Annotated in this window: 12 protein-coding genes and 1 pseudogene; all 13 read left to right on the top strand. The window is 50.8% G+C overall.

What is annotated here, in order from left to right:
* Positions 1–12 precede the first annotated feature (12 nt).
* The 13 genes and pseudogenes from PRIO_RS22540 (at position 13) to PRIO_RS22490 (ending at position 14,222) form a co-directional block, all read left to right on the top strand.
* On the top strand, positions 13–1,677 hold the full coding sequence (locus PRIO_RS22540; protein ID WP_052741508.1) for an ABC transporter substrate-binding protein: 1,665 nt from the start codon (positions 13–15) through the stop codon (positions 1,675–1,677).
* Positions 1,678–1,721: 44 nt separating this feature from the next.
* The gene (locus PRIO_RS22535; RefSeq protein ID WP_020432376.1) at positions 1,722–3,143 is read left to right on the top strand and encodes a M20/M25/M40 family metallo-hydrolase; all 1,422 of its coding nucleotides are present in this window, start codon (positions 1,722–1,724) and stop codon (positions 3,141–3,143) included.
* Between the two features lie 25 nt (positions 3,144–3,168).
* Entirely contained in the window at positions 3,169–4,149 is a 981-nt protein-coding gene (locus PRIO_RS22530) for an ABC transporter ATP-binding protein (protein WP_020432377.1), read from the top strand.
* Between the two features lie 5 nt (positions 4,150–4,154).
* On the top strand, positions 4,155–5,141 hold the full coding sequence (locus PRIO_RS22525; RefSeq protein WP_020432378.1) for an ABC transporter ATP-binding protein: 987 nt from the start codon (positions 4,155–4,157) through the stop codon (positions 5,139–5,141).
* A 64-nt stretch (positions 5,142–5,205) separates the two neighbouring features.
* The gene (locus PRIO_RS22520; RefSeq protein WP_020432379.1) at positions 5,206–5,916 is read left to right on the top strand and encodes a GntR family transcriptional regulator; all 711 of its coding nucleotides are present in this window, start codon (positions 5,206–5,208) and stop codon (positions 5,914–5,916) included.
* Positions 5,917–6,146: 230 nt separating this feature from the next.
* A complete protein-coding gene (locus tag PRIO_RS35015) occupies positions 6,147–6,467 on the top strand; it encodes an IS3 family transposase (protein ID WP_082118135.1) in 321 nt (106 codons plus the stop codon).
* A gap of 3 nt (positions 6,468–6,470) precedes the next feature.
* Positions 6,471–6,821, top strand: a complete 351-nt coding sequence (locus tag PRIO_RS35665; RefSeq protein WP_099091768.1) for a DDE-type integrase/transposase/recombinase — start codon at positions 6,471–6,473, stop codon at positions 6,819–6,821.
* 29 nt (positions 6,822–6,850) lie between these two features.
* Positions 6,851–7,096, top strand: coding sequence for an integrase core domain-containing protein (locus tag PRIO_RS37490; protein WP_020432381.1), 246 nt, complete (start codon positions 6,851–6,853; stop codon positions 7,094–7,096).
* 1,186 nt (positions 7,097–8,282) lie between these two features.
* Positions 8,283–9,290, top strand: a pseudogene (locus tag PRIO_RS22510) (FecCD family ABC transporter permease).
* 2 nt (positions 9,291–9,292) lie between these two features.
* Positions 9,293–10,186, top strand: coding sequence for a FecCD family ABC transporter permease (locus tag PRIO_RS22505; RefSeq protein ID WP_020426009.1), 894 nt, complete (start codon positions 9,293–9,295; stop codon positions 10,184–10,186).
* A gap of 106 nt (positions 10,187–10,292) precedes the next feature.
* Positions 10,293–11,333, top strand: coding sequence for an NAD(P)/FAD-dependent oxidoreductase (locus tag PRIO_RS22500; RefSeq protein WP_020426010.1), 1,041 nt, complete (start codon positions 10,293–10,295; stop codon positions 11,331–11,333).
* A gap of 130 nt (positions 11,334–11,463) precedes the next feature.
* Entirely contained in the window at positions 11,464–13,023 is a 1,560-nt protein-coding gene (locus PRIO_RS22495; RefSeq protein ID WP_020426011.1) for a spore germination protein, read from the top strand.
* Positions 13,020–14,222 carry a Ger(x)C family spore germination protein gene (locus tag PRIO_RS22490; protein ID WP_020426012.1) on the top strand — a complete coding sequence of 401 codons (1,203 nt, stop codon included), beginning with the start codon at positions 13,020–13,022 and terminating at the stop codon, positions 14,220–14,222. Before PRIO_RS22495 ends, PRIO_RS22490 begins: the two co-directional genes overlap by 4 nt.
* The last annotated feature ends 4 nt before the right edge of the window (positions 14,223–14,226 follow it).

Below are 14,226 nucleotides of genomic sequence, written 5' to 3'. Positions count from 1 at the left end.
AGGAGAAATGATATGAAGAAGAACAACCGCTTACTGTTCGTGCTGGTGATGATGCTTACAGCTTCACTTCTTTTGTTTGGATGTTCATCGAACGCAGGCAACACTGCCGGAAACGCCAGCAGTCCGCCGGGGACAGAGGCAAGTCCGCAGCCGCAGAGCGAGGGCGGGGCAGCCAGCGGAATTGTAACCATGGCCATTATTTCTACCTGGGACACACTCAATATTTACAACACTTCAGGGAATTACGGCAACGCGGTTGCCGACCAGTTGTTCGAACGCCTCGTTTTCAGAGAGCATGGCGGCAATGTCATCCCCCGGCTCGCCAAATCCTGGGCCATGGCGGACGATAATCTGTCGATGACGTTCGAGCTTGCCGATAATGTCACCTGGCATGACGGGGAAAAGCTGACCGCGAAGGATATTGTCTTCACTGTGCAGGCAATGACCAATCCGGCTGTTAACAACTACTACCGTTCCGCCTTCAATGTACTCGCTGGCACAGATGCAGATGGCATTGCGCAGGATCCGGCAAAAGTGGGCGTGGAAGCGGTAAGCGATACCTCTGTCAAATTCACATTCAAGGAACCAAAGGCCGAAGAAACAATCCTGAATGCGTTCCTGAGCTTCCTTTATGTTCTTCCTGAGCATATTTTGGGCCAAGGCGATCCGGCTTCGATCAACACCTCCGGGTTCTGGAATGCCCCGGTTGGCGCCGGTCCCTTCAAATTCGTCAAACAGACCGCAGGCGAATCGCTTCAATTGGAGGCTTTTACTGATTATTATCAGGGCAGCCCCGGCTTCAAAACGCTGGTCGTACGTGTCGTGCCGGCGGCCAACCTTACTGCAGGTTTGATCAACGGGGATATCGATGTGGTGGCGATGGGGAGCATTCCGCTGTCCGACTGGGACACGGTCAAAAACAATCCGGATATTGTAGCTTCCTCCATCCCGGATTATTCCTACCAGTACATGTTGTTTAACTTGTCCAAGGACACCTTCCAGGATTCTAACGTAAGAACAGCCTTTGACAAAGCGATCAACAAAACTCTGATTGTCGACAACCTCATGAAAGGCGAAGGGGGAGTTGCGGTCGGGCCGATGCCGAAGTACCACCCCTACTACAATCAGAGCCTGGTGCCGAACGCATACAACCCGGATGAAGCCAAGCAGATGCTGGAAGCGGCCGGCTTCGACTTTAAGCGTGAATATCTGCTGATCGTCCCGCAGGGCAACCAGGTCAGAGAGCAGTCGGCGCTATTGATCCAGCAGGATTTGGCGGCCATCGGGGTAAAGGTGAAGATTGAGACCTATGATTTTGCCACACTCCTGTCGATGCTTAAGAATGGGGAATCGGACCTTGGCCTGCTGGGCGGAGGCAGCAATATTGACCCGGGCGAAAGCAGCGTCATTATGAAGCCGGGCGACTCGAGAAACTATTCCCTGCTGAAAGATTCCAAATGGTACGATATTGCCGCCAAAGGCTTTTCTCTTTATGATTTTGACCAACGAAAAGCGGTATACGATGAGTACCAACAGGCCCTCGTGAAGGATCAGCCGTATATCTGGCTCTACCATCAAAACAATTTGTGGGCCCATTCCTCCCGCCTGACTGACGTGCCGATGGAGGACTTCGTCTGGATGAATTTCGCGTCATGGAAATGGAAGATCGCCAAATAAATCTCGTACACAGGGACTAATAATCAATTTGGAGGTTTTGGAATATGGAGCTCACTGAAATGAAGGATGTTTTTGATTATCTGGAGCAGCATTTTGAAGAGGATCTCAAATCGACACAAGAGTTCATGAGGTTAAAATCGATCTCAGCCACAGGTGAGGGCATCCGTGAAACGGCGCAGGTTGTCAAGGCGATGATTGAAGAGGTCGGCGGCGCTTCAGAGATTATCGAAACACCGGGCCATCCGATTGTATACGGCAAACTGGATGAAGGGGCACAGTATACCCTGTTGATTTACAGCATGTACGATGTGCTGCCGGCGGAAGAGCCGGACTGGATCTCTGACCCGTGGGCGGCGGAAATTCATGACTTTCAGGATTACGGCAAATGTATCATCGGCAGGGGCGCAGTCAATACCAAAGGACCTACAGCAGCGTTCTTCAATACGATCAAGGCGTACAAAAAGATCAAAGGAAAGCTGCCGGTTAATCTGGTATTCCTGATCGAAGGCGAAGAAGAGCTGTCTTCCAAATCCCTGCAGCAGTTTCTGGTGGACAACAAAGACAAATTTGCCGAATGCGACGCCATGTTTTTTCCGTCATTCGGTGAAGAAAACCGGGTAGCCTCGATTTTTATGGGTGTGAAGGGGATCGTAAGCTTCGAGTTGAAGGCGAAGGGCGGAAGCTGGGGTGGCCCGAAGGAAAGAGGGATTCACGGGGCTTTTGCCGCCTGGGTCGGCAATCCGGCCTGGCGGCTGGTGAAGGCTCTGTCGACCATGGTCGGGGAAGATGAGAAGGAGATTCTGGTGGAGGGCTTCTACGACGGCATTCTGCCTTTGGCGAAGGAAGGCGAAGATGCCTTGGACGCATCGGCTGATCTGCTGGACGAAGAGCAATGGAAAAAGGCATATGCAATCGACCGGTTCAAATGGGATTTGGAAGGCCTGGACTTGTGGAAAAAGATGCTGACGGTGCCAACCCTGAATATTGACGGCATCAAAGGCGGCTATATCGGCGAAGGCTCCAAAACACTGCTGCCCCATGAAACCACCGTGAAGATGGATATACGGCTTGTTCCGGGCATGGACCCGGAGAAGATGCTTGGCAAAATCAGAAATCATCTGGACAAGCACGGGTATTCCGATATTGAGATTACGGAGTATGGGAAGGCCTATTATCCTTCCAGTGTTCCCTACTACTCCACGTCAGTGCAGACCCTGAAAAGAATGTATGAGCTGATGGGTGCGCGTCCGCAGATCTGGCCGTGGAATCCGGGGTCCGCCCCCTATTTTTTATTCGGAAAAATATTGGGACTCCCCTACGTAACCGGAGGAATGGGTCATGGTTCAAGACAGCACTCCAGCAATGAGTACTGTACAGTCAAAGGCGTGCTGGATTTCGAGAAGTCGATGGTCTATTACTTGAACCTGTTCCCGCAAGTAGCCGAAGAGATGAAGAACCGTGAATAACAGCTTCATGTGAGGGGGGAACAGGATGAGTGATTATCTGCTGGAGGTAAAAGGGTTAAAAACCTATTTCAATCATTTCAACAAACAGGTTCCCGCTGTCAATGGTGTAGATTTTGTAGTGCGTAAAGGTGAAACGCTGGGAATTGTCGGGGAGTCCGGCTGCGGCAAAAGCGTGACTGCGATGTCCATTTTAAAGCTGCTGGCGCCTGAAGCCAAAATTGTGGATGGTCAAGTGCTGTTCAAGGGGAAGGATCTGGTCGGTCTGAACGACCGCCAGATGACCCGGATCCGGGGCAACGAAATTTCAATCATTTTTCAGGAGCCGATGACCTCACTCAATCCGGCATATACGGTGGGCTATCAAATCGGGGAAGCTATCCGGACCCACCAGAAGCTGGACAAGAAAACGACCCGGAGCAGGGCGGTCGAAATGCTCAAGCTGGTCGGGATACCCGATCCGGATAAAAGAGTGGATGAATATCCGCATGAGCTGAGCGGAGGGATGAGGCAAAGGGTCATGATTGCCATGGCTCTTTCCTGCAACCCTGAGCTGCTGATCGCTGACGAGCCCACCACCGCGCTGGATGTTACCGTGCAGGCGCAAATTCTGGAATTGATGAAAAGCCTGAAAGACAAGTTCCACACTTCGATTATGATGATTACGCATGATTTGGGTGTCGTCGCTGAAATGGCCGATTATGTTATCGTCATGTATGCAGGAACAGTTGTTGAATACAGTGACGTTAAGTCCTTGTATAACAAACCTCTGCATCCCTATACGGAAGGCCTGATGAATTCCTTGCCGAAAATTGATGATCCCAAGGATAAGCTTGAGGCGATTCCCGGCTCCGTTCCCAGTCTGTATGACCTCCCCAAAGGCTGCAGCTTTTGGCCTAGATGCCCTTATGCCCAGGAGATATGCAAACAGGAGAAGCCGGAGCTGTATGAGGTCGATCAACGCAAAGTCAGATGCTTTCTATATTCCGGAAAAATCGAAAGAAGGTGAACGCGATGGGAAACCCCAGTCCCTATCTGCTGGAAGTCCGGGAGCTGAAAAAACATTATACCTCCAAATCGGGTCTGCTGAGCCGGAAAAAACCGGTTGTCAAAGCGGTGGACGGGATCAGCCTGAATATCCGCAAAGGGGAAATATTGGGGCTGGTCGGAGAGAGCGGCTGCGGAAAATCCACATTGGGCCGCTCGATCCTGAGATTAATTGAGCCGACTTCCGGGAATATTGTCTTCGAAGGACAAGACATCCTTGCGTACGGCAAGGAAGAAAAGCGGATGATGAGGAAAGAGCTGCAGATTATTTTTCAGGATTCGGGTGCGGCGTTAAATCCGCGTATGACTGTCGGTGAAATCATTGGCGCACCTTTGGATATATATGGACTTGCCCAAGGCGAAGCTAAAGAAAGACGCATTAACGAGCTGCTTGAGCTGGTCGGATTGAACAAAGATTATGTTAACCGGTTTCCGCATGAATTTTCGGGCGGCCAAAAACAGCGGATCGGTATTGCGAGGGCATTGGCGGTGGAGCCGAAGCTGATCGTTTGCGATGAGCCCGTTTCCGCCCTGGACGTCTCTGTACGGGCGCAAGTATTAAATTTGATGAAAGAGCTGAAGGAGAAGCTGGGATTAACCTATCTGTTCATCTCCCATGACCTGAGTGTGGTTCATCATTTGTGCGACCGGGTGGCCGTGATGTACTTGGGCAAAATTGTTGAGATCACAGACCGGAATGAGCTGTATGGAAATCCGCTTCATCCCTATACCAAAGCATTGCTGTCAGCGATTCCGAATCCCAATCCCGAAATAAGCAGAGAACGGATCGTTTTAGAAGGGGATGTGCCAAGTCCGTCCAATCCTCCTCCCGGATGCTCCTTCCACACACGCTGCCCGTACCGGATGGACAAATGTTCGGTAGAGGTCCCGATTTTGCTGCAAACCCAGGGTAACCACAGTGTTTCATGCCACTTATACAACGATGAGCACTAGACGCTGGGCATACAATTGGTTATCATAAAATGGAAAGAAACCGGTTTATGAGGGGACGCCTATTATGTTAGACGAGAAAATCGCTACACCATTGTATGAGCAGCTAAAAGAAAAGCTGAAGAACGAAATTGCCGAAGGAAGGCTGAAGCCTGGAGAGAAGCTGCTGCCCGAAGTGGAGTTGGCTCAAAAATATGAAGTCAGTGTAATCACCGTCCGGAGGGCGACCAATGAGCTGAGGAACGAAGGACTGCTGGAGAAAAGGCAAGGCAAAGGTACATTTGTCGCCATGGCCAAATATCCAAAGGATCTAAACCAGATTCTCAGCTTTACCGAAGCCAGCAAGCTGATTGGGGCGGTCCCGAGTGCGAAGGTGCTGGCCTCCGAGCTAATGATCCCCGGCAATGACATTCTCGAACAGCTGGAGCTTCCCCCGGGCAGTCAAACCGTTTATATCTCTCGTCTCCGGCTGTTGGACAACAATCCGATGGTTATCGAAAACAACTATTTTTCCATTCAATATTCGTTTTTGCTGGAAGAGAACCTGAATGATCATTCATTGTTTCAAATTTTGAAAGAAAAAACAGGGATTCAGATATCCAAATCCAAACGTACGATCGAGATTTGCCGGGCCACTATGCAGGAGGCTTCCTATCTGCAGGTCAGCAAGAATAGTCCTCTGCTGCTGGTCCATGGCGTCGTATACGGGAACAACGATAAAATCGTATATGTAGGAAACCAAATCATCAACGGCGAGAAATATAAACTGCATGTATAAGGTGCTCCAGCACTGACAAAGATTCTTTCATCCGCTTTCCCTTGTGGGGAAGCGGATTTTTTTGAAATATAAGAATTTTAATGTGGATATATCTTGGCAACCGCACAGGATATAAGCGATGCAGAAGGATTGGGCTCCATCCGCAGACTGATGCGGACAGAGGAGCCCTTATTTTTCCAAAAATCTAACTTTTTCAGCAGTTACGGACCCAGGAGCCGTTATATCGTTTGATGGAGCCTGGAACAAAGGGAAAAGGGACAAATAAGGGCAATGCACATCTTCAGCAAAGACCGGGACTGAAGTTCCAGTTTATTGAGGAACATCGCTCCGTGTTCCGCATTGAGAAGATGTGCAGCGTACTCGGAGTCTCCCGAAGTGGATATTACAAGTGGCGGGCGACTCCTCCCAGTGAGCGCAAGAAGCATCGGGAACGGCTCGTACAGCGCATTGAATACCACTTTCATGACAACGGTGAAATTTACGGTAGCCCCAAAATCACAAAGAAGCTCCAGCAAGAAGGGTTTACCGTGGGAGAGAAAACGGTAGGCTGACTCATGCGAGAGCACAATCTTCGTTCCCAAGCAATGGGGAATTTTAAAGTTCAGACGACTGATTCGAACCACGACTTCTCGATTGCCCCGAATTGGCTAAACCAACATTTCGACGTGTGTACTAGGCCCAACCAAGTATGGGTCACGGATATTACCTATATCCGAACACGCCAAGGCACGGTCTATTTAGCGAGCGTTTTAGATTTATACACACGCAAGATTGTCGGCTGGCAACTGGGCAACCGAATGAAAGTCGAATTGGTTTCAGCGGCCCTGGACAAGGCCTACAGCGCACAGAAGCCCGGGAAAGGACTGATCACCATTCCGATCGCGGAAGTCAGTACGCCTCTGTAGAGTACCGGAAAAAGCTCAAGGGATACCATATGATTCGCAGCATGAGCCGCCGAGGGAACTGCTACGACAATGCTTGCATTGAATCGTTTCACAGTATTCTCAAACGAGAACTCATCTACCGTACAAAATTCCAAACGCAAAAAGAAGCGCAGAACCAGTTGTTTCGGTATATTGAGTTCTTCTATAACCGAAAACGAATACACAGTAAGCTGGGTTATCTTTCACCGGATCGCTTTGAGGAACTATATTACAGCAATCTTGCACTAGCAAACTGATTTTACTGTGTCCACTCTATTGACAGAAGCACACTCAGTCCGTTTGTCCTGCGGTATAGACGAATCTTCCTTCAATAACGGCTTTCCTGTCCGTAACGGCTGCGGATAGCTCGCGAAGGAATAGGGCGATCCGTCTTCAGCATGCCCCCGTTGATTTTGGAGCGGTGGAGAATCCCTGCGGCCATAAGCCTAGGGTTGCTATTCACCCGTCAAGGTGATTGGACGAATTTGTAACGAGCAACGGCAGAAATACCGCTGTTGGGGCGGCGGGGGCCGAGTTATGAGGCGGTAGCCGGTCTAGATATCCTCATTCCAGCCAGTATTCGCATACCGGCGTCTTCGTCAGGAGGCGCTATATAAATTGAACTTGAAAATATTACAATTAAGGGGAAAGTGGCGGAGGAGAAGTTTGGAACTGGAGGAGCGGTAGCGTCCGCCTTTGTCTGCGGATTTCAACCGCGAACGGCGGTACAAAATCAAGAAATCTGCAGACAACAGCGGCTGGAAGTCCAAACATTCTCTGGAGTCACGACCAATCCCAAATAGAAAAATCACAAGTTCAGTTAATATAGTTGGAAAAAGGGAACTTATTTTTCCGGAAGTTAAGAAATCCTGAGAGTGAAGTGGAAAAAGTAAACCTATTTGGGCTACATTTCTTGAACAATGGTGAAATGAGCTGAATTAGTGTCCCTTTTTCCACTTCATCTGCCCGAGGATAGGGTCCTCCGGCAAATTAGTGTCCCTTTTTCCACTTAAAGAGTTGTTGTAGGGTTCACGGGAAGTCGTTCTCCAAGCAACGCTAGAACCAAGACGGCTGCGCTGTCCCGTGGAGGACGGCTCAGCCGTTTTTATTCCAAATATAAGAATTTCTATGCTTCACGCTATAAATGTTCCTTCTATTTCTCTCTGAAACGGGTACCTGATAGCGATACACTGTATCGCTGCTTCGGAAGCATAGGCTCCTAATAAGGACGGCGTAGCCGTTTCTACTTTATCCCCCCAACTGTTGATTCTATTCTGGAGCAATGACAGCATTGCAATCTTTCTTGTATTTGTCCATTGCCAAAATACAACTCTTTCCTTTACAATGTTATAATGATAATGATTATCAATTTCATAAGAAAAAGGTGTGAGATATGAGTCAACAGACAGCAGCCGGTACAGGTCCCCTTGGCGGCGAAATGAGGTGAAGCTTCGTTCGCGGCCTTGGGCGGCTACACTGATCCTGGTTGGCGGTCTGATTGCCCTGGCGCTGGGTATTGCGGTATCTGTCTCGTTCGGGGCTGCGGATATCAAGCTGCCGGTGGTATGGGGCGCTGTTTTTCATTTCAATCCGGATATTACGGATCACTAGATTATCCGGGAGCTCCGGCTGCCCCGCGTGCTTGGCGGCGTGATAATTGGCGCGAGCTTTGCAGTGGCAGGAGCGATTATGCAAGGCATGACCCGCAACCCGCTTGCGGATTCCGGGCTGATGGGCATTAATTCAGGGGCAGGGTTTGCGCTGGCGCTTTGTTTTGCATTTATGCCGAATCTGCCATTCATGAGTTTGATTCTGTATTCCTTTGCGGGGGCAGGCGCTGGAGCAGCGATTGTGTATGGTGTCGGGTCCTTGGCTAAAGGCGGATTGACCCCAGCCCGTCTGGTGCTGGCCGGTGCGGCTTTAAGTGCGCTGCTCTCGGCGTTAAGCGAAGGCGTGGCTTTGCATTATAAAATTGGACAAGATCTGGCCCTTTGGTATGCAGGAGGCAAAGCCGGAACGAAATGGTTCCAGCTGAAAGTGATGTTTCCCTGGGTTTTTGCGGCGATCCTCGGGGACATCGTGTTGTCCCGCTCTATTACCATGCTTAGCCTGGGCGATGAGGTTGCCAGAGGCCTTGGGCAGCGTACAGGCCTGGTGAAGCTGGCTGGCGCTCTGATCGTTCTGATTCTTGCCGGTTCATCGGTATCGGTAGTTGGAGCCGTCGGTTTTATTGGTCTGATTATCCCCCATTTGACGCGGTATCTTGTCGGTGTGGATTACAGGTGGATTTTTCCTTGCTCTGCCGTGCTGGGCAGTCTGCTGGTGGTGCTTGCTGATCTGGCGGCCAGAACGGTTATCCCGCAGCATGAAACGCCGCTGGGCGCGGTTCTTGCACTGATTGGTGTGCCTTTCTTTCTCTATCTGGCCCGCAAAGAAAGAAGGGAGCTGTGACTATGCGCAGGACTACGGCTATAAGTTTTGATGAAGTTAGACGCAGGCGCGGACTTCAAGTGCTGGCCATCCTGTCGCTCTTGATTGCTGCTGCTCTGATCATCAGTGTGAATACAGGATACATACGTTTGACACCGCTGGAGCTGCTGCATACCCTGCTTGGCCGGGGGACGGACAAGCAGGAGCTCATTCTTTTCGATTTCCGTCTGCCACGGATTGTGATTTCAATTCTGGTTGGAGCTGGTCTGGCGGTTTCGGGAGCGGTGATGCAAGGAGTTTTCCGCAATGATCTGGCCGACCCCGGTATTCTCGGGATCAATGCCGGAGCGGGATTGATGGTTATGCTGCTGCTGACCGGTGTAGCGGTTGCTGCAGGGATGAGTGCAGCGATGATTGTGCTGACCCTGCGCCTTGATCCGGATAAATACCAATTTGTTGCCACCTGGCTGGCGGGCAGTATCTGGGGAACCAGTTGGAAGTTCGTGCTGTCCCTGCTGCCCTGGATTCTCATTCAGCTGCCTTATGTGATCTATAAGGCTAGAGTCATGAATGTGTTGAATCTGGGCGACCAGACTGTAACCGGGTTGGGTGCGGCAGTAACCAAGGAACAATTCCGTCTGCCCGGGGCTGCCGTAGGATTGGCAGCGGCCAATGTAGCGGTAAGCGGGGGAATCGGGTTTGTGGGCTTGATCGGCCCCCATCTGGCCCGGCGCCTGGTGGGACCGAAGCATCAGCTGCTGCTGCCTGCTTCGGCACTGCTGGGTTCCTTGCTTGTCCTGACGGCGGATACCATGGGCCGCCGGATTCTGCAGCCGTCTGAAATACCGACCGGTATTGTTGTCGCGGTAATCGGTGCGCCTTATTTTCTTTATTTGCTGGCCCGCACCAAATCTTAGCATGCTGAAGCATATTTATAAGCTGAGCTAAAACCTGCGCCGTTTTAGTAGATCAGAAGTTTAGCTTAACTAGCCATCTATACCAATACACCTTGGAGGGGAAGATATGAGCAAAGAGCTGGAATTATACGATGTGACGATTATTGGCGGCGGTCCTGCCGGTATGTATACAGCCTTTTATAGCGGCATGCGGGATCTTAAAACCAAGCTGATAGAGGCTAAGGAAGAACTGGGCGGCAGAATGCTCATCTATCCCGAGAAAATGATCTGGGATGTAGGGGGAGTTACTCCGATTCTCTGCCGCAAGTTGATTGATCAGCTGGCCGAGCAGGCCCGGACCTTTGATCCGACCATCGTACTGGGCCAGCAGATTATTGGCCAGGAGCGGCAGGAGGACGGGACCTATATTCTGACATCGGCGACCGGCGAGCGGCACTGGACACGTACAATTATTCTAACCATAGGGTATGGCATCCTGCAAATGGCGAAGCTGGAAATAGAGGGCGCGGACCGCTATGAGGTAACGAATCTTCATTATACTGTACAGGAGCTGGAGCCTTTCCGCGGCAAGCGGGTGCTCATCTCCGGCGGCGGTGATTCGGCGGTGGACTGGGCCAACGAGCTGGAGCCGATTGCCGCAAGTGTGACGATTGTGCACCGGCGCGAGCAGTTCGGCGGACATGAGAAGAACATTGCCCGAATGAAAGCGTCGTCGGTCCAGGTGCGGGTCCCGCATACAGTCAGCCAGCTGCATAGCAGCGACGGGGAGAAGATAGACCAGGTTACGATAAGCCATATAGAATCCGGCGAATCCGAGCAGCTTGAGGTCGATGCAGTGATCGTGAATCACGGGCTGAAGAGTGATTTTGGACCGCTTAAGGACTGGGGGCTGGACATGGGCGAATGGTGGGCCAATGTCAGCAGCAGGCTGGAGACTAACCTTCCCGGTGTTTTTGCCGCCGGAGATTTTGTGGATTACAGCAGCAAGGTCCGGCTGATCGCCGGAACGTTCACTGATGCGGTACTGGCTCTGAACAGCGCCAAGCTGTATATGGACCCTGATGCCCCGAAGGTGGCGTACGTCTCCTCGCATAATGAACGCTTTAAGGAGAAGAATAAGGCGCTTGGCGTAGTGGATGGACACTAGCAGGCTATTAATGAAGGAATCACGAATTGAGGCTGGCCGTATGCAGAAATTCTGCACGGTCAGCCTCTTTTCCATAACCTGCATAAAAAAAGGATAGCGGGCAAATAGTATGTGCAGGAGGTGCTTGCTGATGGCAGCTCAAACCAAAGAAAAAAAACAGTCACAAACGGCTGATAGCAATACAAGCTCCCCGCTCTCCGGGAATCTGAAGGATGATTTACAGCACATCAGGCAAGGACTGGGGAACAGTATGGATCTGATTATCCGCCATTTCAAATTGATAAATGCAGCTCTTCAGGTTGCAGTTATTTATATGGAAGGCCTCACGGATAAGGAGTTAGTGGATGACTTCATCTCCCATGCTATGTCTTTTCAAACCGTAAGTGAGGAAGGGCAGAAGCTCTCAACCAGCCAGGAGGTTTTTAACTATATCAAGGAAAAAGCGCTGACTCCGGGTAAAAGCCAGTCGCTCACAAACAGAGGCGGACTCTTTGAAGCCCTTTTGTCCGGCAACACGCTTGTACTGGTTGAAGGCATGCCGGAAGCACTCAGCGGCGATACAAGCGGAGGCGAGGTCCGTCCGGTCTCTGAGGCAGGAACGCAGGTATCCATCCGGGGGTCCAAGGCAAGCTTTACTGAAACGATTAGTGTCAACATTTCACTGGTCCGGCGAAGAATTAAAAATCCGAATCTTTGGGTAGAGCCGATGAAGCTGGGTGCTGTGACGCAGACGAACATCGCGATTATGTATATACATGGAATAGCCGACGAAGATGTCCTCAAGAAGCTGAGGGAGAAGCTGAAGGAGATCAGAGTGGATTCCATCCTGGAATCGGGTTACATCGAGCAGTTAATTGAGGGGAGCGGGTACTCCCCTTTCCCGACACTGTACAACACAGAACGACCCGACACTGTGGCCGGGAATTTGCTGGATGGAAGAATTGCCGTTTTCGTGGATGGTACCCCTTTTGTACTTATAGCCCCTGCAACTTTTTTTATGTTTTTTCATACCGTGGAGGACTACTATCAGCGGTTTGATATTTCTACACTGATCCGTTTGTTGCGTTTTCTCTGTTTTTTTATTTCGATGTTTGGTCCCGCCATCTTTGTTGCCGCGCTTAATTTTCATCAGGAGATGATTCCTACTCCGCTGCTCATCAATTTGGCTTCACAACGGGAAGGGGTGCCTTTTCCCGCCTTTGTCGAAGCGTTGATGATGGAGGTTACCTTTGAAATTATCCGCGAGGCGGGAATCCGCCTGCCTTCGCCAATCGGACAGACCGTCTCGATCATTGGAGGTCTGGTTTTGGGGCAGGCCGCTGTACAGGCGGGCATTGTTTCTCCGGCAATGGTTATTGTGGTTTCTATAACGGGGATCTCCAGCTTCACTACCCCTGCTTTTAATATGGCGCTTTCTGTACGTTTATTGCGTTTTGTTATAGTGTTTGTTTCCGCGTTTATGGGCCTGTACGGCATAGCGATTCTGGCCTTGATGCTGGTCGCGCATTTATGCGGCCTGCGGTCGCTCGGCGTTCCGTATATGTCTCCTTTGGGTCCCTTTGACCCTCAGGCCCAGAAGGATACCCTGATCCGGTCGCCCATCCATTTTATGAAGATACGGCCGCGTCTGGAACACAAAAGCAATGTGCGCAAAAAAGCGGACAAGGACAGACAGGGGAACCAGGCATGAAGACAAAACGTCTGTCAGTTCTTGTTCTCTTTGTCCTTCTGTCTGTTAACCTGGCCGGATGCTGGAACAGCAGAGAGCTGAACGAGCTTGCGATTGTAAGCGGGATCGGCATTGACCGGGTGAAGGAAACGGGGAAACTCCGGGTTACGTTCCAGGTTGTGAATCCTTCGTCCACTACCACTACCCAGGGGGCGAGCACCAACCAGTCGCCCATCTCCATTTATACGGTCAATGACCGGACAGTATTCGGGGCGCTCCGCAGAGCTTCTAAGCAGGCGACCCGGCAGCTTTTTTTTGCCCATGCTCAGCTTCTGGTGATAGGAGAATCGCTCGCAGAAGGCGGTATGAATGAGGTGTATGATATTTTTGAAAGATCCCATGAGCTTCGGCTGAATACAACTGTACTGGTGTCAAGAGATACGGATGCCGAGTCCATTCTGAGGGTGCTGCTGCCTCAGGAGAGCGTGCCCTCTGTCGGGCTGGGCAAAAAGGCGGAAAATACCTCAAGGGTCTGGGGGGAAACCCCAAAGGTCAGTGTGTTTCAAACGATCAAGGAAATAACGGGCGGCGGAGGGTTTACGATCAGCGGTGTCCGTATGCTTGGCAGCGTGGAGGAAGGACAAAAGAAGGCGAGCCTGGAACAAACGAAGGCGGAAACCTCAATACTGATCAGCGGCCAGGCGGTATTCAACAAGGGGAAGCTTCAGAACTGGATTGATGGGCCTGAAGCGAGGGGCACCCAGTGGATACTCGATAAAATTGTCGAAACCAATATGAATATAGATTCCGGGGACCAGGCTAAGGCGATTGCCGTAAACGTGGTGTTTTCCAAAACCAAGGTTAAGGTCGAGATGCGTGACGGGTTGCCTGTATTCCATATCCACATCAACGAGGAAGGGAATCTCAATGAGACGCAGAGCGTTATAAACCTGAGCGATAACCATGAAATCAGAAAGCTGGAAACGGGGATGGAGAAATTAACGGAGGAGGAAGTCCGGGAAGCCTTTCAAGCCGCACAAAGGGCAGAGTGCGATTATTTCAACTTTGGCAACGAACTCAAACGCCTGCACCCGGCTGAATGGAAAAAAGTTGATAAGGATTGGAATCAAATTTTTGCCAAAGGCACGCTGAAGCTTCAGGTTCATGCTTATATCCGGGCAACAGGATTGCGGGTGACACCGCTGAAGGCCCCGGAATAACCGA

The sequence above is a fragment of the Paenibacillus riograndensis SBR5 genome (assembly GCF_000981585.1).
GTDB classification, from domain to species: Bacteria; Bacillota; Bacilli; order Paenibacillales; family Paenibacillaceae; genus Paenibacillus_AQ; species Paenibacillus_AQ riograndensis.
The sequence above is the reverse complement of the archived record's forward strand: the minus strand, read 5'-3'. Positions and strand labels throughout refer to the sequence as shown.

Bases quoted from the DNA above. Each gene is read 5' to 3' on its own strand.
- PRIO_RS22540 (WP_052741508.1), top strand. From the start codon at position 13: ATGAAGAAGAACAACCGCTTACTGTTCGTGCTGGTGATGATGCTTACA.
- PRIO_RS22535 (WP_020432376.1), top strand. From the start codon at position 1,722: ATGGAGCTCACTGAAATGAAGGATGTTTTTGATTATCTGGAGCAGCAT.
- PRIO_RS22530 (WP_020432377.1), top strand. From the start codon at position 3,169: ATGAGTGATTATCTGCTGGAGGTAAAAGGGTTAAAAACCTATTTCAAT.
- PRIO_RS22525 (WP_020432378.1), top strand. From the start codon at position 4,155: ATGGGAAACCCCAGTCCCTATCTGCTGGAAGTCCGGGAGCTGAAAAAA.
- PRIO_RS22520 (WP_020432379.1), top strand. From the start codon at position 5,206: ATGTTAGACGAGAAAATCGCTACACCATTGTATGAGCAGCTAAAAGAA.
- PRIO_RS35015 (WP_082118135.1), top strand. From the start codon at position 6,147: ATGGAGCCTGGAACAAAGGGAAAAGGGACAAATAAGGGCAATGCACAT.
- PRIO_RS35665 (WP_099091768.1), top strand. From the start codon at position 6,471: ATGCGAGAGCACAATCTTCGTTCCCAAGCAATGGGGAATTTTAAAGTT.
- PRIO_RS37490 (WP_020432381.1), top strand. From the start codon at position 6,851: ATGATTCGCAGCATGAGCCGCCGAGGGAACTGCTACGACAATGCTTGC.
- PRIO_RS22505 (WP_020426009.1), top strand. From the start codon at position 9,293: ATGCGCAGGACTACGGCTATAAGTTTTGATGAAGTTAGACGCAGGCGC.
- PRIO_RS22500 (WP_020426010.1), top strand. From the start codon at position 10,293: ATGAGCAAAGAGCTGGAATTATACGATGTGACGATTATTGGCGGCGGT.
- PRIO_RS22495 (WP_020426011.1), top strand. From the start codon at position 11,464: ATGGCAGCTCAAACCAAAGAAAAAAAACAGTCACAAACGGCTGATAGC.
- PRIO_RS22490 (WP_020426012.1), top strand. From the start codon at position 13,020: ATGAAGACAAAACGTCTGTCAGTTCTTGTTCTCTTTGTCCTTCTGTCT.